The 19,917-nt window shown below is 75.6% G+C and carries 16 protein-coding genes; 9 read left to right on the top strand and 7 right to left on the bottom strand.

Features of this window, described 5'->3' with window-relative positions; genetic code table 11:
* Positions 1 to 35: 35 nt before the first annotated feature.
* Positions 36 to 809 (top strand): endonuclease/exonuclease/phosphatase family protein, encoded by a 774-nt coding sequence (locus tag GOBS_RS04010; protein ID WP_012947013.1) that lies wholly within the window; start codon positions 36 to 38, stop codon positions 807 to 809.
* Between the two features lie 62 nt (positions 810 to 871).
* Here the strand turns inward: GOBS_RS04010 and GOBS_RS04005 are convergent, their stop codons facing one another.
* The 3 genes from GOBS_RS04005 to GOBS_RS03995 all read right to left on the bottom strand — a co-directional run bounded on the left by GOBS_RS04005 (position 872) and on the right by GOBS_RS03995 (position 3,467).
* Positions 872 to 2,527, bottom strand: coding sequence for an AMP-binding protein (locus tag GOBS_RS04005; protein ID WP_012947012.1), 1,656 nt, complete (start codon positions 2,525 to 2,527; stop codon positions 872 to 874).
* Between the two features lie 80 nt (positions 2,528 to 2,607).
* Positions 2,608 to 2,823 (bottom strand): hypothetical protein, encoded by a 216-nt coding sequence (locus GOBS_RS04000; protein ID WP_012947011.1) that lies wholly within the window; start codon positions 2,821 to 2,823, stop codon positions 2,608 to 2,610.
* A 116-nt stretch (positions 2,824 to 2,939) separates the two neighbouring features.
* Complete coding sequence (locus GOBS_RS03995) at positions 2,940 to 3,467, bottom strand: hypothetical protein (RefSeq protein WP_012947010.1); 528 nt, start codon at positions 3,465 to 3,467, stop codon at positions 2,940 to 2,942.
* A 52-nt stretch (positions 3,468 to 3,519) separates the two neighbouring features.
* On the opposite strand from GOBS_RS03995, the gene GOBS_RS03990 reads away from it, so the two are divergent.
* Together GOBS_RS03990 and GOBS_RS03985 are read left to right on the top strand one after the other, a co-directional pair.
* Positions 3,520 to 5,778, top strand: a complete 2,259-nt coding sequence (locus GOBS_RS03990; RefSeq protein WP_012947009.1) for a helicase C-terminal domain-containing protein — start codon at positions 3,520 to 3,522, stop codon at positions 5,776 to 5,778.
* 171 nt (positions 5,779 to 5,949) lie between these two features.
* Entirely contained in the window at positions 5,950 to 7,635 is a 1,686-nt protein-coding gene (locus GOBS_RS03985; RefSeq protein ID WP_012947008.1) for a DNA repair helicase XPB, read from the top strand.
* 71 nt (positions 7,636 to 7,706) lie between these two features.
* Here the strand turns inward: GOBS_RS03985 and GOBS_RS03980 are convergent, their stop codons facing one another.
* On the bottom strand, positions 7,707 to 9,974 hold the full coding sequence (locus tag GOBS_RS03980) for an ATP-binding protein (protein ID WP_012947007.1): 2,268 nt from the start codon (positions 9,972 to 9,974) through the stop codon (positions 7,707 to 7,709).
* Between the two features lie 103 nt (positions 9,975 to 10,077).
* Between GOBS_RS03980 and GOBS_RS03975 the strand changes: the two genes are divergently transcribed.
* The 6 genes from GOBS_RS03975 (at position 10,078) to GOBS_RS03950 (ending at position 14,889) form a co-directional block, all read left to right on the top strand.
* Positions 10,078 to 10,392 carry a hypothetical protein gene (locus tag GOBS_RS03975; RefSeq protein WP_012947006.1) on the top strand — a complete coding sequence of 105 codons (315 nt, stop codon included), beginning with the start codon at positions 10,078 to 10,080 and terminating at the stop codon, positions 10,390 to 10,392.
* A 1-nt stretch (position 10,393) separates the two neighbouring features.
* A complete protein-coding gene (locus GOBS_RS03970; RefSeq protein ID WP_012947005.1) occupies positions 10,394 to 11,314 on the top strand; it encodes a type II CAAX endopeptidase family protein in 921 nt (306 codons plus the stop codon).
* A 29-nt stretch (positions 11,315 to 11,343) separates the two neighbouring features.
* A complete protein-coding gene (locus GOBS_RS25170) occupies positions 11,344 to 12,192 on the top strand; it encodes a CPBP family intramembrane glutamic endopeptidase (protein WP_012947004.1) in 849 nt (282 codons plus the stop codon).
* A gap of 39 nt (positions 12,193 to 12,231) precedes the next feature.
* Complete coding sequence (locus GOBS_RS03960) at positions 12,232 to 12,507, top strand: type II toxin-antitoxin system Phd/YefM family antitoxin (protein WP_012947003.1); 276 nt, start codon at positions 12,232 to 12,234, stop codon at positions 12,505 to 12,507.
* Positions 12,504 to 12,896, top strand: coding sequence for a type II toxin-antitoxin system VapC family toxin (locus GOBS_RS03955; RefSeq protein ID WP_012947002.1), 393 nt, complete (start codon positions 12,504 to 12,506; stop codon positions 12,894 to 12,896). Before GOBS_RS03960 ends, GOBS_RS03955 begins: the two co-directional genes overlap by 4 nt.
* Positions 12,897 to 13,092: 196 nt before the next feature.
* On the top strand, positions 13,093 to 14,889 hold the full coding sequence (locus GOBS_RS03950; protein WP_012947001.1) for a DEAD/DEAH box helicase: 1,797 nt from the start codon (positions 13,093 to 13,095) through the stop codon (positions 14,887 to 14,889).
* A 123-nt stretch (positions 14,890 to 15,012) separates the two neighbouring features.
* On the opposite strand, the gene GOBS_RS03945 is transcribed toward GOBS_RS03950, so the two are convergent.
* The 3 genes from GOBS_RS03945 to GOBS_RS03940 form a co-directional block, all read right to left on the bottom strand.
* Positions 15,013 to 17,964 carry an ATP-binding protein gene (locus GOBS_RS03945; protein ID WP_012947000.1) on the bottom strand — a complete coding sequence of 984 codons (2,952 nt, stop codon included), beginning with the start codon at positions 17,962 to 17,964 and terminating at the stop codon, positions 15,013 to 15,015.
* Between the two features lie 104 nt (positions 17,965 to 18,068).
* Positions 18,069 to 18,203, bottom strand: a complete 135-nt coding sequence (locus GOBS_RS29170; protein WP_012946999.1) for a hypothetical protein — start codon at positions 18,201 to 18,203, stop codon at positions 18,069 to 18,071.
* A gap of 119 nt (positions 18,204 to 18,322) precedes the next feature.
* Positions 18,323 to 19,627, bottom strand: a complete 1,305-nt coding sequence (locus GOBS_RS03940) for an MFS transporter (RefSeq protein WP_012946998.1) — start codon at positions 19,625 to 19,627, stop codon at positions 18,323 to 18,325.
* Positions 19,628 to 19,917: the final 290 nt, after the last annotated feature.

The raw sequence follows: 19,917 nt of genomic DNA, 5'->3' as shown, positions 1-19,917 counted from the left end.
GTGTGGACGGCGGCCCGCGGGGCACAGGAACAGCCGTGCGGATCGCGACCTTCAACATCCTCCACGGCCGCTCGCCGGTCGACGACCGGGTCGACGTCGAGCGCCTCGCCACCGCGGTGAAGGACCTCGACGCCGACGTGCTGGGGCTGCAGGAGGTCGACCGGGACCAGCCCCGATCCCTCGGCTCGGACCTCACCGCGGTCGCCGCCGAGGCGATGGGCGCGGTCGACTCCCAGTTCGTGGCGGCGCTGCACGGCACCCCTGGCGGCACCTGGATGGCCGCCACCGGCGACGAGCAACCGGGGTCGGCGACCTACGGCATCGCGCTGCTGTCGCGCTACCCGGTGGTGTCCTGGCGGGTGGTGCGGCTGCCCGCGCTGCGCAGCCGGGTACCGGTCTGGTTCCGCGGCGCCCCCCGCCCGAAGCTGGTGGGCGACGAGCCGAGGGTCGCCGTCGCCGCCGTCCTCGACGGGCCGTCGGGCCAGTTCACAGTCTGCAACACCCACCTGTCGTTCGTCCCGGGCTGGGGCGCGCTGCAGCTGTCGAAGCTGGTGCGGTCGCTCACCGGGACCCGCGAGCCGCTGGTGCTGATGGGCGACCTGAACATGCAGGCCGGCCAGGCGGAGCGGGTCAGCGGGCTGCGGCCGCTGGCGCCGGCCACGACGCCGACCTTCCCGGTCGACGAGCCGGCCCGGCAGCTGGACCACGTGCTGGCCCGCGGACCGATCGCCGCGACCGGTCCGGCCGAGTCCGTGCGGCTGCCGCTGTCGGACCACCGGGCCCTGGTGGTGCCCTGCGCACCCGCTTGAGCAACGACCCCCTCCAGGGCACCGCCGCGAGCCCGCGAGGGTGGGGTTGGAAGGGTCCTCCGTCAGGCGTTGCGGACCGCCTCGGCCGCCTCCAGCCCGAGCTCCCGGACCGAGACCTCGCGCATCTCGACCTTGCGCACCTTGCCGGTGACCGTCATCGGGAACCCGTCGACGATCTTGACGTAGCGCGGGATCTTGTAGTGGGCCAGCCTGCCGCTGCAGAACTGGCGCAGCGCCTCGGGAGTGAGCGGCTCGGCGCCCTCGCGCAGCCGCACCCAGGCCATGAGCTCCTCGCCGAAGCGCTCGTCGGGCACCCCGATGACCTGGGCGTCGACCACGTCGGGGTGGGTGTAGAGGAACTCCTCGACCTCGCGCGGGTACACGTTCTCGCCGCCGCGGATGACCATGTCCTTGATCCGGCCGACGATGTTGAGGTAGCCCTCGGCGTCCATGACCGCGAGGTCGCCGGTGTGCATCCAGCGGGCGGCGTCGATGACCTCCGCGGTCTTCTCCGGCTCGTCCCAGTAGCCGAGCATCACCGAGTAGCCGCGGGTGCAGAACTCCCCCGGCGTCCCCCGTGGCACGGTCAGTCCGGTCTCGGGGTCGATCACCTTGACCTCCAGGTGCGGGTGCACCCGCCCGACGGTGGAGGTGCGCCGGTCGAGGTCGTCGTCGGCGCCGGTCTGGGTGGAGACCGGCGAGGTCTCGGTCATCCCGTAGCAGATGGTCACCTCCGTCATGCCCATCTCCGAGACCACCCGCTTCATCACCTCCACCGGGCACGGCGAGCCGGCCATGATGCCGGTGCGCAGGCTGGAGAGGTCGTAGGTGCCGAAGTCCGGCAGCGCCAGCTCGGCGATGAACATCGTCGGGACGCCGTACAGCGAGGTGCACCGCTCGTCCTGCACCGCCCGCAACGTGGCCGCCGGGTCGAAGCCGGGCGCGGGGATGACCATCGTGGCGCCGTGGCTGGTGGCCGCCAGGTTGCCCATGCCCATGCCGAAGCAGTGGTAGTAGGGCACCGGGATGCAGATCCGGTCGGCCTCGGTGTAGCCGCAGCCCTCGCCCACGAAGAACCCGTTGTTGAGCAGGTTGTGGTGGGTGAGCGTGGCACCCTTGGGGAAGCCGGTCGTGCCCGACGTGTACTGGATGTTGATCGGGTCGTCGGCCGACAGCTCGGCCTCGCGCCGGACCAGGAGCTCCCGGTCGCCCGCCCGCCCGGTGGTCAGCAGCTGCTCCCACGCGTCGTCCCCGAGGAACAGGACCTCCCGCAGGTCGGGGCAGTCCTCGCGGACCTCCGCGACCATCGCCCGGTAGTCGCTGGTCCTGAACTCCGGCGCGCTCACCAGCACCGAGATGCCGGCCTGCTCCAGCACGTAGGCCAGCTCGTGGGTGCGGTAGGCCGGGTTGATGTTGACCAGGATCGCGCCGAGCTTCGCCGTCGCGTACTGCACGAACGCCCACTCGGCGCAGTTGGGAGCCCAGATGCCGACCCGGTCGCCCTTGGCGACGCCCAGCGCGTCCAGCCCCAGGGCGACCGCGTCGACCTCGGCGACGAACTCCGGATAGCTGAAGCGGCGACCCGTGGCGCACTCCACCAGCGCCTCGTGGTCGCCCACCCGCGTCGCCGTCCGGTCCAGGTTGGCGCCGATCGTGTCCCCGAGGAGCGGAACGGTCGAGGTGCCACTGCTGTAGGACGGCAGCGCGGGCTGGGTCATGCTCTTCCTCCTCGATGTCGGCCCCCCTGCAGGGGCCCGCTGCGAGCTTGCGAGCTGCGGGGGGCAGGGGGGTCCTTCTACTACTCGCCCGCCTGGACGCCGGCCCGGTTCGGCTTGTCGGTCGGGTGGGCGTACCGCAGGCGGCTGGGCGGCAGCGGGAAGTCGTGGTCCTCACCGAAGGGCGACAGGGGGCCGGCCGACACCGCGAGGAACTCCGTCACCGGTGCCCCGCCGTCGTCCGACTGACCCCAGGTGGGCTCCACCAGGTGCTCGTGCTTCGCGTTTCGCTTGGCCATGTCGCCGTGCCCTCCGTCGTGCGCTGTCCGTGCGGGACACCGCCCGGTGCCCGCGTCTGCCGTGCATCTTGGCTGATGCAGTACCCCGGATGCACGCAGTACGCCCCTGCGTCGGGTCAGTGGTGGCGCACCGCGCGGGCGCCGTAGACCGTCGGGACGCCGTCCGCGGTGAGCACCCACTCCCGCGGCCCGACCGGCGCGGCGCGCACCACCGCGTCGTGCAACTGCTGGACCGCGCGGGTCCGCCACACCGCGGTGCTCTCCAGCCGCAGCCGCACCGGGTCCGCCGTGGGGTCGAGCTCGTCGTAGCCCTCGGGCTCGAAGGAGAGCACCGCCGGGCCCGCGATGCGCAGGACGCCGGTCTGCCACGGCACGGTGCGCAGCGCCCGGAGCCAGCGGTGGGACCGCAGCAGCGCGCCGGCCCCGGCGGTGGCCGCGACCGAGCCGACGAAGACCAGGCAGACGACCAGGAGGCCGGCCAGCGGCAACCGCTGCCCGGAGTCGCGGGCGATGGTCACCGCCGCGGCGGCGAGCAGCACCCCGAGGACCACGGCGATGACCCCGCCGGCCAGCCAGCGCAGCGCGCCTGCCTGGTAGCCGGTCAGCGCGGAGCGGGTCTGCGGGTCGTCGGCGGCCGGGATCACGCTCCCATGCTGGCAGGGGCGGCGGCGGGGACGGCGACGTAACGTGGACCGGATGTCCTCGCCAGCCCCCGCGACGCTCGCCTCCTGGCTGCGCACCCGCAGTGACGAGCAGCTCGGTGCACTGCTGGCCGCCCGGCCCGACGTGGCCCGCCCCGCGCCCTCCGACGTCGTCGCCCTCGCCAGCCGGCTGGCCGTGCCGGTGTCGGTCGACCGCGCCCTCGACGAGCTGGACGCCGCCACGCTGCAGGTGCTCGACGTGGTGCTGCTCGCCGACACCGACGGGGTGGACGCCGCCGACCTGCCCGCCGCGCTGCCGGCGGTGCCCGACGACGTGCTCGAGGCCGCCGTCGACCGGCTGACCACGCGGGCGCTGCTGTGGGGCGACGACGTGCTGCACGCCCCGGAGCCGGTGCGCCGCGCCGTCCGGTACCCGGCGGGCCTGGGACGCCGGGCGGTCGAGCTGCGGCTGGCCCTCCCCGCGGACCTGCCGGAGGCGCTGGCCGAGCTGCCGGCCGAGGAGCGCGACGTGCTGGAGCGGCTGGCCGGCGACCGGCCGGTGGGCCACCTGCCGGACACCGAAGGCCCCGGCTCCTCCCCCGCCCGCCGGCTGCTGCAGCGCGCGCTGCTGGCCCGCATCGACGCGCTCAACGTGGAGCTGCCCCGCGAGATCGGGCTGCAGCTGCGCGGGAGCCTGCCCTACGGCCCGCCCCGGCTGCGGCCGGACCCGGTGGTCGTCGAGCGCGACCCGGCCGTGGTCGACCGCCAGGCCGCGGGTGCGGCGATGGAGGTCATCGGGCGGGTCGGTGAGCTGCTGGCCCTGCTCGAGGAGGAACCCGCGGGGCTGCTGCGCAGTGGGGGCGTCGGCGTCCGCGACCAGAAGCGGCTGGCCCGCGCGCTGAAGGTCCCCGAGCCCGACGCCGGCTGGCTGCTGGAGCTGGCGTACGCCGCCGGCCTGCTCGACGTCGGCGGCCCGCACCGCGACGAGTGGCTGCCCACGCGGGCCTTCGACCTGTGGCGCGAGCAGGAGCTGCCCGACCGCTGGGCCACCCTCGCGGCGGGCTGGCTGGCCACCGTCCGGCTGCCCTCGCTGGCCGGGCAGCGCGACGTCGCCGGCAAGGCGGTCAACGCCCTCTCCCCCGACCTGGTGCGGCACACCGCCCCGGCGATCCGGCGCTCGGCCCTCACCGCGCTCGCGGAGTACCCGCCGGGCCGCGGCGTGGCCGCCGACGACCTGGTCGCGCTGCTGCGCTGGCGCACCCCGCGGCGCGCGGACCGGCTGGCCCCGGTGCCCGACCTGCTCGCGGAGGCCGCACGGCTGGGAGCCGTCGTCGGCGGGGTGCTGTCGGCCGGCGGCCGCGGGCTGCTGGCCACCGGCGAGGACGGCGCCGCGATGAGCATGCGCGGGCTGCTGCCCGACCCGGTCGACCACGTGCTGGCCCAGCCCGACCTGTCGCTGGTGGCGCCCGGCCCGCTGGTCGCCGAGCTCGCGGACACCCTCGCCGTCGTCGCCGACGTCGAGTCCTCGGGCGGGGCGACGGTCTTCCGGGTGTCGGAGTCCAGCGTGCGCCGCGCCCTGGACGCCGGCTGGTCGGCCACCGACCTGCACGACTTCTTCGCGCGCGCCTCCCGGACGCCGGTGCCCCAGGCCCTCGACTACCTGGTCGACGACGTGGCCCGCCAGCACGGCCGGCTGCGGGTCGGCGCCATCGAGAGCTACGTGCGCTCCGACGACCACGGGCTGCTCTCCCAGGTGCTCAACGACCGGCGGACGGCGACCGCCGAGCTGCGCCGCCTGGCACCCGGCGTCCTGGTCAGCGGGCTCGGCGCCGACGAGGTGCTCACCGTGCTGCGCGAGGCCGGGTACGCCCCGGCCGGCGAGTCCCCGGGCGGCACCGTCCTCACCCGCCCACCGGCCCGCCCGCGCGCCGCGGGCCGCCGTCCCGGGGGTTCCGCCCCGCAGGCGCCGCGGCCGCTGACCGGCGACGAGCTGGCCGCCACGGTGCGGGAGATCCGGGCCGGGGACGCTGCTCTCGCCGCCCGCCGGGGTGAGGCGGTGCGGCAGGTCCCCGGCGTCACCACCGCCGGCACGCTGGAGCTGCTGTCCCGCGCGGTCCGCGAGGGCGTGCCGGTGTGGCTGGGCTACGTCGACGCCCAGGGGAGCGGCAGCCAGCGCGTCGTCCAGCCGGTGTCGCTGGCCGGTGGTTTCCTGCAGGGCTACGACGAGCGCCGCGGGGAGAGCCGCACCTTCGCCGTCCACCGGATCACCTCGGTGGCCCTGGTCGAGGACGACGACCTGGCCCCGTCGTCCTGACGAAGAACCCCGCTGCCCCCCACCGCTCACGGGCTCGCGGCGGGGCCCTGCAGCAGGGCCGGCCGGGCGGTCCGCAGCGCGCTCGACGGGAAGGACCTGTCGGCCCCGGTGGTTATCTTGGCGGCGGCCCTGCGTGGCCGCCGTCCCCTCCCCCTTCCCGAGAGGTCCCGCGTGTCTGACGGCCCCCTGATCGTCCAGTCGGACAAGACCCTGCTGCTCGAGGTCGACCACCCCGCCGCCCGCGACTGCCGCGCGGCGATCGCGCCGTTCGCGGAGCTGGAGCGCTCCCCGGAGCACGTGCACACCTACCGGGTGACGCCGCTGGCGCTGTGGAACGCGCGGGCCGCCGGGCACGACGCCGAGCAGGTCGTCGACGCACTGGTCCGCCACTCCCGCTACCCGGTGCCGCACGCGCTGCTGGTCGACATCGCCGACACGATGGACCGGTTCGGCCGGCTCACGCTGGCCAACAACCCGGTGCACGGGCTGGTGCTCACCACCTCCGACCGCGCGGTGCTCGAGGAGGTCGTCCGCAGCAAGCGGGTGGCGCCGATGCTGGGCGCGCGGATCGACGAGGACACCGTGGTCGTCCACCCGTCGGAGCGCGGGCGGCTCAAGCAGGCCCTGCTCAAGATCGGCTGGCCCGCCGAGGACCTGGCCGGCTACGTCGACGGCCAGGCGCACCCGATCGAGCTGGCCCAGGACGGCTGGCACCTGCGCGACTACCAGCAGGAGGCGGTCGAGGGGTTCTGGGCCGGCGGCTCGGGCGTCGTCGTCCTCCCCTGTGGCGCGGGCAAGACGCTGGTCGGCGCCGCGGCGATGGCCGAGGCGAAGGCGACCACGCTGATCCTGGTGACCAACACCGTCGCCGGGCGGCAGTGGAAGCGCGAGCTGATTGCCCGCACCTCGCTGACCGAGGAGGAGATCGGCGAGTACTCCGGCGAGCGCAAGGAGATCCGCCCGGTCACCATCGCCACCTATCAGGTGATCACCACCCGTCGGAAGGGCGAGTACCGGCACCTGGACCTGTTCGACGCCCAGGACTGGGGCCTGATCGTCTACGACGAGGTGCACCTGCTGCCCGCACCGATCTTCCGGCTCACCGCCGACCTGCAGTCCCGCCGTCGGCTGGGCCTGACCGCCACGCTGGTGCGCGAGGACGGCCGCGAGGACGACGTCTTCTCTCTCATCGGCCCGAAGCGCTACGACGCACCGTGGCGTGACATCGAGGCGCAGGGCTACATCGCGCCGGCCGAGTGCATCGAGGTGCGGGTGTCCCTCGACGACGAGGAGCGGATGACCTACGCGGTCGCCGAGCCCGAGGAGCGGTACCGGATCGCCGCGACCGCGACGTCGAAGCTGCCGGTCATCCGGCGGGTGCTCGACCGGCACCCCGACGAGCAGAAGCTGGTCATCGGCGCCTACCTCGACCAGCTCGACGAGCTCGGCCGGGCGCTCGACGCCCCGGTCATCCAGGGGTCGACGACCAACCGGGAGCGGGAGAAGCTCTTCGACGCCTTCCGCGCCGGGGAGGTCAAGACCCTGGTGGTGTCCAAGGTCGCCAACTTCTCCATCGACCTGCCCGAGGCCGCCGTCGCCGTCCAGGTGTCGGGGACCTTCGGCTCGCGCCAGGAGGAGGCCCAGCGACTGGGCCGGGTGCTGCGCCCCAAGGCCGACGGCCGGCAGGCGCACTTCTACACGGTGGTCAGCCGCGACACCCTCGACGCCGAGTACGCCGCCCACCGGCAGCGCTTCCTGGCCGAGCAGGGCTACGCGTACACCATCGTCGACGCCGCCGACCTGGCCGGCCCCGGTGAGGTCAACGGCCCCGACTGGGTGGACGAGCCCGCCGACTGAGGCGGGGCCCCGAGGAGCGCACTCGAGCGCACGGCTCCGCTCAGCCCGGGGACGCCGCCTGCCTGCGGTGACTACGAAGGTGCCTGGGCGGCGGTCCACGCGGCGATCTGCGCCCGGGAGCGGAAGCCCAGCCGGGTGAGGATCTGCTCGACGTGCGACTCCGCCGTCCGCGGTGAGATGACCAGCCGGGCGGCGATCTCCCGGTCGGTCATCCCCTGGGCCACCAGGTCGGCCACCTCCCGCTGGCGGCGGGTCAACGGGCCGGCCCCGGATGGCGCGGGGGTCCCCGCCGCGGGCTCCTCGCCCAGTGCGAGGGCGACCGCCGCGGCCCGCTCCAGGGCGCTGCCCTCCGCGTACCGGGCGCCCCACCGCTGCTCGCCGAGCGCGCGGCGGGCTCTCCCCGTCCAGTGCGCGTCCATCGTGGTCAGCGGGGCCGGTTGCCGCGCCGGCACCGACCGCCAGACCGCCTCGGCGGCGCCGGCCAGCCGAGCGGCCGTCTCGGCGTGCCCGCGGGCGGTCGCCGTCCACCCGAGTGCGGTCACGCAGAGCGCGACGCCGCTGCGGTCGTCGACCTCGCGCATGAGCCGCAGCGCCTGCTCCTCGAACCGGGTGGCTTCCGCGGGGTCGCCGGCGGCCAGCCGCACCAGGCCCTGGCCCCACAGGGCGTGGGACCGCGTCCAGGGGTCAGCGGCGGTCGCCAGGCTCGTGCCGAAGGCCGCGTCGGCGGCCCCGAGGTCGCCGGCGAGCAGGGCCACCACCCCGACGTCGGCCCAGCAGAACGCGCCGGCCGCCGTCCCGACCGCCGCGTGCAGAGCGGCCGCCGCGCGCAGCAGCCGGTCCGCGGCGGGCAGGTCCCCCCGGAACAGCGCCGCCTGGCCGAGGTACTGGGTGGCCAGCGCGGCCACCACCGGCAGGTCCAGGGCCTGCGCGTCCCGCGCCGCCTCCTTGAGCAGCGGGACGGCGGCCTCCGGATCGGTCGCGACGAGCGCGAGGTAGCCGGCGACGAGGAGCCCCCGCGTCCGCTCGGCGCAGGGTGCCGGCACGGCGCGCAGCAGCAGGTCCAGCCGGCGCCGTCCCTCGCCGAGGTGGCCGCGGGCCGCCCAGTACAGCCACGCGTCGGCGACGACGGCGAGGCCGGCCGCCTCCTCGCCGGGTGTGCGCAGGCAGTGCTCCACCGCGCCGGCGAGCTCGGCGTGCACCGTGGCGAGCCGGTCGAAGGCGGCGACCTGCCCGGGCCCGAGGAACTCCGCCGCCGCGTCGGCCACGAGCCGGGTGACCCACTCGCGGTGCCGCCGGCGGACCGCCTCCGCCTGCCCGGAGGCCGCGAGCAGCTCGCGGCCGAACGCCCGGACGGTCTCCAGCATCCCGAACCGACTCCCGGCGCTGTTCCGGACGACGGTCAGCAGGGAGGCGTCGACCAGGCCGCCGATCGCGTCGAGCAGGTCGTCGGCCGGCAGCTCCTCGTCCGCGCACACCGCCGCGGCGGCCGCCAGGTCGAAGCTCCCGGCGAAGACCGCCGCGCGCGCCCACAGCAGCCGCTCGCGTCCCCCGAGCAGGTCTGCGCTCCACTCCACCGTCGCCCGCAGCGTGCGGTGGCGGTCCGGCCCCGCAGGCCCGGGACGGCGCAGCAGCCCGAACCGGTCGTCCAGCCGGTCCAGCAGCTCGGCCGGGGTGAGGCTGCGCAGCCGGACGGCGGCCAGCTCGATCGCCAGCGGGATGCCGTCCAGCCTCCGGCACAGCTCGGCGAGGGCGGCGTCGTCCTCCGGGGTCAGGAGGAGGCCGGGGGCCGCTGCCCGGGCGCGCTGGACGAGCAGCTCCACGGCCTCCGACCCCGCACCGACCGGCAGGGGCGGCACCGCGCACAGCGCCTCCCCCGGCAGGTCCAGCGGCGTCCGGCTGGTGGCCAGGACCGACAGGCCGGGGCAGGCGGGGGTCAGTGCGTCGAGCAGCACGGCGCAGGCGTCGCGCAGGTGCTCGCAGTTGTCCAGCACGAGCAGCACCCGCCGCTCGCCGAGGACGTCGGCCAGCGACGCCGGCAGCCAGCGGCCCGTGCTGTCCATGACGTCGAAGGCGGCGGCGACCTGCGCGGCGGCGAGCGCGGGATCGCGAACGGCGGTCAGGTCGGCCAGCGTGACCCCGTCGGGGAAGGACCGGCGCAGCTCCTCGGCCACCCGCAGGGCCAGCCGGGTCTTGCCCACCCCGCCCGGCCCGACCAGCGTCACCAGCCGGGACTCCGCCAGCAGCCCGCGCAGCCCGGCCAGCTCGGCCCGCCGGCCGACGAACGAGCTGCGCTCGGCCGGCAGCCGGAGCCCCGCCGCGGGAGCTGCCCGGCCTCCCATGGCCGGGGACCGTAGCGGCCGGGTACGGGTTCGGGCGAGGACCCGTACCGCCGTCCGGGGATCTCCCGACGCGGACGCCGCCGCCCGGCGGGAGCGTGGCCGCATGGGCGGGCGGCGGCACCAGGGGGAGTTCTTCGTCGTCCAGTTCCGCAGCTGCCCGCCGTCCGTGGGTGACGCGGTGGAGATGCACCACGCCCTGCACCGGGCGGTGACCCGGCTCGGCTCGGCCGGGACGGCGATCCGCTGGTGTGCCGCCTGGCTCCTCCCCGACGACTGCCGGTGCCTGTGCCTCGTGCAGGCCGAGCGGGAGGCCGACGTCGTCCTCGCCCGCGACCTGGCCGCCCTGCCCACCGCGTCGGTCCTCCCGGCCCGCGCCCTGGACAGGCCTCCCCTCCCCCGAACCGGAAGCAGGTCCTGAGGTGTCCGCTCTCCACGACGGCCGGCGCACCCCCGTGCCGACGGTCCCCCGCACCGGCGATCGCACCGGCGGCGGCTGGCGCGGCTGGGTGGCCCGCCGTCCCGTGACCGCCTTCCTGCTCGTCGCCCTCCCCCTCGGGTGGGCGGTCCTCGGCGTGCCCGCGCTCGCGTTCCACGGCCTGCTGCCGGGCGGGCAGCTCCGCGGCGAGTTCTTCGCCTTGGCGCTCACCGTCCTGGTGATGCTCCCCGCCGCCGTCTGGGTGGTCTCCGTCGCGGAGGGCCGCGCGGGAGTGCGGCGGCTGTTCGCCCGCACGTTCCGCTGGCGGTTCGGCCTCGGCTGGTGGGTCGCCGTGCTGCTCGCCGTGCCCGTGGGGACCGTCGTCCTGGGCCTCCTGTCCGGCCGGAGCCTGCAGACCTCGGACCTGCCGTCGGTCCTGCTGAGCGGCACGCTGGCCGCCCTGCTGCCCCTGTTCCTGGTCAACCTCTGGGAGGAGACCGTCTGGGCCGGTTTCGTGCAGGTCCACCTGGAGCGCCGGCACGGTCTCGTGGCCGCGGCCGCCCTGACCGGCGTGGCCTTCGCAGCCATCCACGTCCCCCTGTCGTTCGCCAAGGAGTTCACCGCGTCCTCGGTGCTGCTGGAGCTGGGGTTCGTGCTGGCCGTCGCGCTGCCGTTCCGCCTCCTGGCCGGGATCGTCCTGCGCGGGACCGCCGGCAGCGTGCTCGCCGTCGCGGTCCTGCACGCCGTGTGGAACGCCGGCAACAGCGAGGACTCGGTCGTCGACGACCTGCTGTCCGGGGGTCAGCCGGTGCTGTTCGCCGTGCTGGCCCTCGTCCTCCTCACGGCGGTCACCGCGCCCCTCGTCCGGGGTCGCGGCACCGCCGAGCAGCAGGAGACCGGCACGTCGTCCGTCCCCGCCCGGTGAGCGCCACCGAACCGGAGAGCAGTCCCGGGATGTCCACGACCGGCGCCCGCCGACCCGTCCCCGCCTCGCCCGGCGGCCTCCGCGACCGGGTCGCGCAGCGCCCGCTGACCGCCTTCCTCGTGCTGCTGTTCGGCGTCGGGTGGCCGCTGATGTCGGTCCCGGCGCTCACCGCGCACGGGGTCCTACCCGGCGGCCCGCTGCCCCAGGAGCCGTTCGCCCTCGGGACGACGCTGCTGGTGATGCTGCCCGCCGCGCTGTGGGTGACCGCGGTCGCCGACGGGCGCCCCGCCGTCCGGGCGCTGCTCCGCCGAGCGGTCCGGTGGCGGTTCGGTGCCGGCTGGTGGGCGGCGGTGCTGCTGGCCCTGCCGGTGCTGACCCTCACCGTCGGGCTGGTCGCCGGGGCCGGCCTGCAGGTCGGCGACCTGCTCGCCACGCTCGGCTGGGGCGCATCCTCCGTGCTGACCGCGGTGCTGCTCGTGCACCTGTGGGAGGAGACGGTCTGGGCCGGCTTCTTCCAGGGGCGGCTGGAGCAGAGGCACGGCTTCCTCCCGGCCGCGGCGCTCACCGCCGTCCCGTTCGCCGCGGCCCACCTGCCGCTGTCCTTCACCGGCGACCTGGCGCCCGGCCGACTCGTGCTCGCGTTCGGCGGCCTGCTCGTGCTCGGCGTGCTGATGCGCTCCCTGGTGGGTGCCACCGTCCGCGGCGCCGCCGGCAGCCTGCTGGCCGCCGGGATCGTGCACGCGACGTTCAACGCCGCCAACAACGAGGGCGCCCTCGTCGACGACCTGCTCGGCGGCGGTGAGCCCTCGCTGTACGCGGTCCTCGCCGCGGTGCTGTTCACCGCCGGCGCCCTGCTCGCGCTGCGGGGCCGGCGCTGAGTCGTCGTCAGTAGCACATCTGGTGCTACGGTGCCGGGCATGACCCGCATCGGGGTGCGCGAGCTGCGGCAGAACGCGAGTCGGTACCTGGCGCTCGTCAAGGCCGGCGAGACGGTCGAGGTGACCGAGCGCGGTGAGCTCATCGCGGTCCTGTCCCCGCCGTCCCCCGCGGCGACGACACGTGAGCGGCTGATCGCCGAAGGGCGGCTGGTCCCCGCCAGCGCTCCGTTCCGCATTCCCGACCGGGTTCCGCCTCCAGCCGGAGCGCTCAGCGCGTCCGAGGCTCTCGACGAGCAGCGCGCCGAGCGCTTGTGATCGCGATCGACTCCTCCGCCCTCGTGAAACTGGTGCTCGACGAGCCGGAGTCGGCAGCACTGGAGGGGTGGCTGACCAGTCGGGCCCCGCTCTCGGTCGCGGCCAGCGACCTGGTGAGGGTCGAGCTGATCCGTGCCGTGGCCCGCGCCGCCCCTGCCGGCGTGCCCCGAGCCCGGACACTCCTGACCGGGGTGGACCTGGTCCCGGTCACCCGGGACCTGCTCGAGACGGCCGCCGATCTCGGACCGCCGTCCTTGCGCAGCCTGGACGCGCTCCACCTGGCGACGGCCCTGAGCCTCGGGTCGGCTCTGGACGCCTTCGTGGTGTACGACGAGCGGCTGGCGCAGGCAGCCACCGACGCGGGGCTGCCGGTCGTCGCGCCGTCCTGACCCGAGGGGCCACTGGGGTCCGCGAGACGGAACGGCCCGTCCGGCGCGCGAGACGATCGCCACACCGCGCGGCGCCCACCGGCATCTGTGCAGGTCGACGCCTCGTCGGCGGACGCCATACGTCGTCGCACGCGGGACGCGCGGGAGGCGGCCGGTTGGGCGTGTTGCTCGTCCCGCAGGCAGGATGACCCTCGACATGGCGAGTGCAGCACGCGCGGAGGCGGTCGCCCCGCAGAGGACCAGCCGACCGCTCCGGGTCTGGCAGCAGGCCGCTCTGGAGAAGTACGAGCAGGAGTCCCCCAAGGACTTCCTGGTCACCGCGACCCCGGGCGCCGGCAAGACGACCTTCGCCCTCACCCTCGCGTTCCGGCTGCTGCAGCGGCGCGAGGTCGCCCGCGTGGTCGTCGTCTGCCCCACCGACCACCTGCGCCTGCAGTGGGCCGACGCCGCCGACCGGATGGGCATCGTCCTCGACCCGGGGCTGACCAACGCCGTCGGCCCGGTGCGCGCCGGCACCCAGGGCTACGTGACCACCTACGCGCAGGTCGCCGGCAAGCCGATGCTGCACGCCGCCCGCTCCACCGCGGTCAAGACGCTGGTCATCCTCGACGAGGTGCACCACGCCGGTGACGGGCTCTCCTGGGGCGAGGCGGTCGAGGAGGCCTACGGCTTCGCCGCGCGCCGGTTGTGCCTCACCGGGACGCCGTTCCGCACCAAGCCCGACGAGCGCATCCCCTTCGTCCGCTACGAGGAGGACGGCTTCGAGGGCGACGACGGCGAGGGCGGCATGGGGCTGGTCAGCCGCGCCGACTACACCTACGGCTACAAGGAGGCGCTGGCCGACAACGTCGTCCGCCCGGTCGTCTTCGCCGCCTACACCGGGACGTCGCGGTGGCGGAACTCCGCCGGCGAGGTGGTCGCCGCCTCGCTGTCCGAGGCCGGCACCCGGTCGGTGGAGATGCAGGCCTGGCGCACCGCGCTGGACCCCAAGGGCCAGTGGGTGCCGCACGTCATCGCGGCCATGGACGACCGGATCACCCACCTGCGCGAGGACGGCGGCATGCCCGACGCCGCCGGGCTGATCCTCGCCAGCGACCAGGACGACGCACGCGCCTACGCCAAGATCGTCCGCCGGGTCACCGGCAAGGCGCCCGAGCTGATCCTCTCCGACGACCCCAAGGCGTCGAAGAGGATCGAGCGCTTCGCCAACGGCTCGGCCCGGATCGCGGTCTGCGTGCGGATGATCTCCGAGGGCGTCGACGTCCCGCGGGCCGCCGTCCTCGCCTGGATGACCTCCTACCGGACGCCGCTGTTCTTCGCGCAGGCCGTCGGCCGCGTGGTCCGTGCCCGGGCCTCGCACGAGTCGGCGACGGTGTTCCTCCCCGCCGTCCGGCCGCTGCTGGGCCTCGCCGCCTCGATGGAGGAGCAGCGCAACCACGTCATGCCGCCGCCGAAGACGGTGCAGGGCGACGAGCTGGACCTGGAGCCGCTGCCTCCCAAGGAGCGCGAGCCGGTCACCATGAAGCAGTTCCAGGCGCTGGAGGCCGACGCCCGGTTCGCGCACGTGCTGGCCAGCGGCACCGCGCACACCGGTGAGGGCCGACCCGCTGCCGAGCCGCTCGCCGCCGAGGAGGATGACTTCCTCGGCATCCCGGGCCTGCTCACCGCCGAGCAGACGGCGTCGCTGCTGGCCAAGCGGGACGACGAACTGCGGATCCGGATCGCCCAGCGCGCCCACTCCGACGACGACACCGGCGAGCTGCCCATCGTCGAGGACCACCCCGACGAGGACGACGCCGGCCGCTCCTGGCGTGACGCCGCCGAGCTCCGGCGGGAGGTCAACCGGCTCGTCGCCCGGGTCGCGGCCAAGACCTCCAGACCGCACGGGGTGGTGCACACCGAGCTGCGCAAGGCCGTGCCCGGCCCACCATCGGCGTCGGCGTCGGTCGACGTGCTGCGCGCCCGCCGCGAGCGCCTCCGCACGATGCTCTGAGGTCGCACTGCCGACGTTCCTCGTGCATCGCCGGCGCTGCGGTACCGGCAACCCACGAGGAGCGCCGGCAGTGCGGTGGCCACCTCGGGACGGCGGCCGGGGCGAGCACGATCGCGCCCGGGGTCAGCCCGGAGCCGGGGTGAGCAGTCCGCGGGCGGCGGCGAGGGCCACCGCCTCGGTACGCCCGCCCGCGCCGAGCTTGGCCAGGATCCGGCTGACGTGGACGCTCGCCGTCTTCTCGCTCATGTACAGCTCCGCGCCGATCTGCCGGTTGGTGCGGCCCTGGGCCAGCAGCCGCAGCACCTCGGCCTCCCGGGGCGTGAACACGGCGGCCGCCGCGGGCACCCGGCCCACCCCGGGCAGGTCCAGCCGCCCCCGCCGGGCCAGGGCGGTGACCGCCGAGCGCAGCGGCGTCGCACCGAGCCGGGCGGCGACCTCCGCGGCGGCGCGCAGCTCCTCGGCCGCAGCCGCCCGGTCGCCGGCGGCCAGCAGCGCCTCGGCCAGCCGCCACCGCGAGCGGGCCTGCTCGTAGACGTGCCCGTAGCCGAAGGCGTCGACCGCGGCCCGCCACAGCTCCGGTGCCGCGCGGCCGGCCAGCCGTGCCGCCTCGGCCTCGACCCGGGCCTGCCAGGCGGCCGCCTCCACACCGAACGGCCCGACGTCGCGCACGCGGTCCTCCACCGCGGCTCGGGCCTGGGCGACCAGCTCCTCCCCCACGCCGGTCCAGCGCCGCACCGCGGCCTCGTCGCCCTGCGACCGGGCGGCCGCGGCGGCGTCCCCGACCGGGGCCAGTGCGGTCGCGACCAGCCGGAGGACGGCGAGCCGGTCGACGTCCCAGTACGTCCGCACGTGGCGCACCGCCGCCCGGACCCGCTCGACGGCGGTCGCGGCATCCCCCGCCCAGGCGGCGAGGTCGATCTCCGCCCCGGCCGCGGCCAGCTCCAGCAGGACGTGCGCATCGAGCCGGCCGGTCAGCCCGCGCGCCCAGACGACCCGCTCGGCGGCCGTCGGGTCCCCCCGGCCGACCTGCACCAGCAGACCCGCGGCCCGTACGTGCGCGGCCATCTCCGGTACCCGTGCCAGCCGGTCGGCCAGCTCCAGGCTGCCGTCCCAGTCCCCGGCGACGTAGCGGGCGGACACGCCCAGGTGGCGCAGCTCGGCGCCGTAGTACGACCACTCGACGCCCAGCTCGGCGGCCCGGGCCAGTCCCTCGTCGACCCGCCGCAGTGCCGCGCCGACGTCCCCGGCCTCGTAGGGCACGGTGGCGAGGTTGAACAGCACGCGCACCTCGACGTCGGTGTCGCCCGACCGCCGGGCCCGCACCAGGGCCTCCTCGAGCCACCGGGTCGGGTCGCTGCCGCCGCGCATCCGGGCCAGGGACACCGCGGTGTCGGCCCAGGCGCTGTCCAGGCCGAGCGCGTCCGCACTGGCCAGCGCCTCGTCGGCCGCCGCGTCGGCCTCCGCCCGGCGGCCCAGCGACCAGCTGGTGCGCGCGTGGGTGGCCGCGGCCCAGGTGCGCACGGGGGACGGCGGGTCGGCCGGCACCAGCGCCATCGCCCGGCTGCTCTCCTGGTAGGCCGCTGCCTGGTCCTCGACCCGGCTCAGCGCCTGGGCCAGCCGGTAGTGCACCCGCGCGCGCTCGATCGGGTCGCCGTCCGGACCGAGCAGGGTGAGGGCCGACCGGATCAGCGCCACCGCCCGCTGCGGCTCCCCCGCGGTGCGGGCGGCGGCCGCGCTGTCGAGCAGCAGCGCCGACTGGTCCCCACCCGCGCGGGCGGCCGCGTCGGGCACCGCCGGCCACAGCGCCAGCGCCGCCTCCAGGTGCTGGAGCTGCTCGGCGGGCGCACCGGCCCGGCACGCCTCGGCCGCCGCCTCCAGCGACGCGGAGAACGCGCCGGCGAGGTCGTTGCTGCCGCGGGCGTGGTGCGCCAGCTCGGCGGCGGTCCCGGCGCCGGGGTTCCCGGCGAGGTACCGGGCGGTCGTGGCGTGCAGCCGCACCCGCTCGCCGGGCAGCAGGTCGGCGAGGACCGCCTCGCGCAGCAGGGCGTGCCGGAACCGGTAGCGGCCGTCGTCGGAGACCACGAGCAGGTGGTGGTGCACCGCCTCGGCCAGCGCGGCGTCCAGCTCGACCGGTGGCAGGCCGCTGACCGCGGCGACCAGGTCGTGCCGCACCCGCCGGCCCGCGACCGCGGCCACCCGCAGCACCTGCTGGGCCGCCTCGCCGAGCTGCTCGACCCGCGCCAGCAGCACGTCGGTCAGTCCCATCGGCAGCGTCTCCCCGTCGAGGCCCGCCGCGAGCAGCTCCTCGGCGTAGAAGGCGTTGCCCTCGGCACGGGCGACGACGTCCTCGACGGTGCGGTCGGGTACGTCGGCGGCCAGGCTGCGCACCAGCTCCCCCACGGCGGCGTCCGGGAGGGGCGCCAGCTCCAGCCGCTCGACCAGGGGCAGCCGCACCAGCTCGGCCAGCAGCGGGCGCAGCGGGTGGCGGCGGTGCAGGTCGTCGGAGCGGTAGGAGGCGACGAGTGCGACCGGCTCGTCGGACAGCCGGGCGAGCAGGTAGCGCAGCAGGTCGCGGCTGGAGCGGTCGGCCCAGTGCACGTCCTCGAGGACCACGAGCAGCGGGGTCTGCGCGGCCAGCTCGCCCAGCAGCGCCGCGACCGACTCGAACAGCTGCAGCCGCCCGCCGTCGGCGACGGGACGGCGGACCAGCGGACGGCCGAGGTCGGCGGCGTCCCCCGCCGGCAGCTCGGGGACGGCCGGGGCGCCCCGCCCGGAGAGCAGCTCCGGCAGCCCGGGCTGCCCCGACCCCGCGGCCACCGCGCGGAGCAGGTCGACGAAGGGCAGGTAGGGCAGGCCGACGTCGCCGAGGTCGACGCAGTGCCCGGTCAGCACGCGCAGGCCGCGTTCAGCTGCACGGGCGGCCAGCTCGTCCAGCAACCGGGTCTTGCCGACGCCGGCGTCGCCGGCGAGGAGCACCGCGGAGGGGTGCCCCTGCAGCGCGCGGTCGACCACGGCGAGCAGCCGGGCGAGCTCGGCCTCCCGGCCCACCAGCGGTCGGTCGTCCCACTGCGGCACGGTGCCGATCGTGGCAGAAGGACCCTCCTGCCCCCCACCACTCGCAGGCTCGCGGCGGGACCCTGCAGGAGGGCCGCCGCGAGGGGTGGGGAGGGGGTCCCCCTTCAGCTCGCCCGCCGGGTCCAGCGGGGGGTCCAGCCGTGCCGGCGGGTGCGGGTGCGGGTGCCGCGGCCGAGCTGCTGCAGCACCTCGCGGCGGTAGGCGAGCTCGGCCTCGAGTCCGGGGTCGGGGTAGGTCACGACCGTCTCCTGTCGTCGGTGTCGATGACGACGACGGTCGTGCTGAGGGGAACCCCCGGCATCGGGCGGTCGGGCAGACCTGCGGCCCCCGGGACCGGCTGAGGCCCCTCAGGCGGTCCTCAGCGCAGCTCGGTGCCCTTGGTCTCCCGCAGGGTGAGGATGACGGCGAACGCGACGGCCGCGGCGATCGCCACGTACCAGAAGAACCACAGCGGCCGGTCGTTGTTCGACAGCCACGTGATGACCAGCGGCGCGGTGCCGCCGAACGTGGCGACGGTGAGGTTGTACCAGGCACCGATGCCGATGGCCCGGAGCTCCGTCGGGAAGAGCTCGCTCATGATGGCCGGGGCGATCGAGGCCATGAGCGCGTAGAGCCCGAGGCCGGTGCAGAAGACGATGATCAGCGAGAACAGGTTGTCCCGCACCAGGAACGACAGCGGCACGATGAGCACGGCGATGGCACCGGACCAGACCAGCAGCTGCGGCTTGCGCCCGAACCGGTCCGACAGCGCCCCGAACGGGTAGCAGAGCGCCACGAACAGCGCGGTGCCGATCGACAGCGCGATGAAGACGTCGGTCTTGTCGGCGCCGCGGAAGGCGATCGCGAACGGCGTCAGCGCGCTGAAGAACGTGTAGTACGACAGCGTCGACAGCAGCGTGAACGCGCACAGCTGCACCACGGCCTTCGGGTGGTGCTTGATCGTCTGCAGCAGCGGGTGCTTCGTCGCGCGGGCCTTGTCCGCGTTCTCCTCGAACTGCTCGGTCTCGACCAGCGACCGGCGCAGCCACATGCCGACCAGGCCGAGCACGCCGCCGATGAAGAAGGCGATCCGCCAGCCCCAGGACTCCAGCTGGTCCTGGCTCAGGGTGCTGGTCAGCACCACGCCGAGCAGCGAGGCGGCGAGCAGCGCCGACCCCGTGGAGATGTAGAAGAACGACGAGTACCGGCCGCGGTGGGCCGGCGGGGCGATCTCACCCAGGTAGGCCGAGGCGTTGGAGACCTCACCGCCCAGGGACATGCCCTGCGCGATGCGCGCCAGCAGCAGCAGGACCGGCGCCAGCCAGCCCACCTGCTCGTACGTGGGCAGGACCGCGATCACCATCGAGCCGCCCGCCATCAGCAGGATGGTCAGCAGCATCCCGGCCTTGCGGCCGCGCAGGTCGGCGAACCGGCCGAGCAGGATGCCGCCCAACGGCCGGAAGAAGAAGGCCAGCGCGTACGTCGAGGTCGCCCCGATCAGTGCCAGGGCCTGGTTCTCGGCCGGGAAGAACTGGCCGGCGAAGAAGACGACGAACGTCGCGTAGACCGTCCAGTCGAACCACTCGACGGCGTTGCCGATGCTCGCCGAGACGAGCGTCTTGACCGGCAGCCGGTGCCGCTCCTCGGTCGTCGTGCCGGGACCCTGCTGCACTGCACCTGCCATGGGAACCCCACCGAATCGCCCGGTTTGCTGGACGGCATCGACCGTAAGGGCGGCGCGGCACGACGGCACGCCGAAGTCCCACGAAGGTCCGGACCGGGCGACGGCCGCCTCGCGGCGAGATGCACAACGCGGCTCCAGGCCCCCGACCGGAGTCGGGGCGGTGGTCCGTGAAGGCGTAACCAAATGGCACCCGGGGGCACGATGCACCCGGCCCGGACGCTCCTGACGCTACCCCCGCCGGAGCGCCGTCACACGGGCGGGGGCGGGTGACTTCGGCCCTTCCCGGACCC

It is taken from the genome of Geodermatophilus obscurus DSM 43160, from assembly GCF_000025345.1.
GTDB lineage: Bacteria > Actinomycetota > Actinomycetes > Mycobacteriales > Geodermatophilaceae > Geodermatophilus > Geodermatophilus obscurus.
This window is presented reverse-complemented; position numbering and strand designations above follow the sequence as displayed.